The 1,499-nt window shown below is 70.2% G+C and carries 3 protein-coding genes; 2 read left to right on the top strand and 1 reads right to left on the bottom strand.

The features are described 5' to 3' along the window. Both B3446_RS21070 and B3446_RS21065 read left to right on the top strand, forming a co-directional pair. Window positions 1-462 (top strand): type III pantothenate kinase (locus B3446_RS21070; protein ID WP_291384703.1); only part of this gene is annotated, 462 nt, incomplete at its 5' end. Window positions 463-474: 12 nt separating this feature from the next. After that, the gene (locus B3446_RS21065; RefSeq protein WP_175124874.1) at window positions 475-639 is read left to right on the top strand and encodes a hypothetical protein; all 165 of its coding nucleotides are present in this window, start codon (window positions 475-477) and stop codon (window positions 637-639) included. On the opposite strand, the gene B3446_RS21060 is transcribed toward B3446_RS21065, so the two are convergent. Next, window positions 636-1,499 (bottom strand): 3-deoxy-D-manno-octulosonic acid transferase (locus tag B3446_RS21060; RefSeq protein ID WP_291384701.1); only part of this gene is annotated, 864 nt, incomplete at its 5' end. The two genes, B3446_RS21065 and B3446_RS21060, sit on opposite strands and share 4 nt — an antisense overlap.

The raw sequence follows: 1,499 nt of genomic DNA, 5'->3' as shown, positions 1-1,499 counted from the left end.
CGCCTGCCCGGCACGCACCCGCCGTTCGTGCTGGCCAGCTTCGGCACCGCCACCACCATCGACACCGTCGGACCCGACAACGTTTTTGCGGGCGGCCTGATCCTGCCGGGCCCGGCCATGATGCGCACGTCGCTTGCCCATGGCACGGCCAACCTGCCCATCGCCAACGGCCAGGTCGTGCCCTATCCGACGGACACGCACGAGGCCATCGCCTCGGGCATCGCCGCTGCGCAGGCCGGCGCGGTCGTGCGCCAATGGCTGGCGGGCCGCCAGCGTTACGGCCAGACGCCGCAGATCTACGCGGCCGGCGGCGGCTGGCCCGAAGTGCACCAGGAAATCGAACAGCTGCTGGCCGACGCAGGCGGGGCTTTCGGCGCCACGCCGGTTCCCGTTTACCTGGACCACCCGGTCCTGGACGGACTGGCCGCCGTAGCGCGCGCCACCTTGACCACCACTCCCTGACGAAGGTCCGGCATGCGCGTGCTCTTCATCCTGATCCTGTTGGCGAATCTGGGCGTGTATGCGCTGGGACAAGGCTGGCTGGGCGCCCGGCCCGAAGACGAAGGCCGCGATGGGCGGCGATTCAGCCAGGAATTGAATCCGGGCGCGGTTACGTTGGCGCCGCGTAAAACGCCTTAACGGCCCGGCGCCGGTCCTTCCAACCAAGGTCCCAACGCATCCATCGTCCGCCCCGTGGCGCCCGCATGCTGGTCGAACCAAGCCCGCGCGGCGTTGCTCGCCAGTAGCCTGCGCGGCGTGTCCCGCAGCAGCGCGATTGCCGCGTCCACCGCCTGCGCCGGATCTTCGGCGCGCAGCGCGGCGCCGGCTTCGACGGCATCTTCAGCCGCCTGCTTGAAATTGAACGTGTGCGGCCCGACGATGACGGGCACGCCCGCCGCGCAGGCTTCGATCAGGTTCTGACCACCCAGCGGCGCAAAGCTGCCCGCCACGATCGCGACATCCGAGGCCGCGTAATAGAAAGCCATCTCGCCCAGCGAATCCCCCACCAGCACGGCGGCATCCGGCGGCACAAGCGTGCCTTCCGAACGGCGCGCAAAACCGACTTTCGCGTCCGACAACAGGCGCGCAGCTTCGTCAAAGCGCTGGGGATGACGCGGGATCAACAAAAAAAGCGGCGCGCCCGGTGCTGCTGCCTGACGTTTGATCGCCTCGATGAACGGCGCGTCTTCGCCCTCGCGCGTGCTGGCGACCGCAACGACCTGGCGTCCGAGCTGTGCGCGCCACGCGCGTCCCGCCTCTACCTGAGCGGGCGGCAGCACCAGATCGAACTTGAGATTGCCGGTCACAACGGCCGCCGGCGCACCCGCCTCGGCGAGCCGCCCGGCATCTTCCGCCGTCTGCGCCAACACCATGTCCAGCCCGGCCAGGGCCTCGCGCATCACGCGGCCCATCCGGCGCGCCTGGCGCAGCGACGACGCGGAATAACGCGCGCTGACCAGCGCCATGGGCACCCGCGCCTGCCGCGCGGCGGCCAGCAG

Source organism: Achromobacter sp. UBA5777, from assembly GCF_002418565.1.
GTDB classification, from domain to species: Bacteria; Pseudomonadota; Gammaproteobacteria; order Burkholderiales; family Burkholderiaceae_B; genus Achromobacter; species Achromobacter animicus.
This window is presented reverse-complemented; position numbering and strand designations above follow the sequence as displayed.

Excerpts from the sequence above, each read along its gene's own strand:
- B3446_RS21065 (WP_175124874.1), top strand. The coding sequence starts at position 475 with ATGCGCGTGCTCTTCATCCTGATCCTGTTGGCGAATCTGGGCGTGTAT.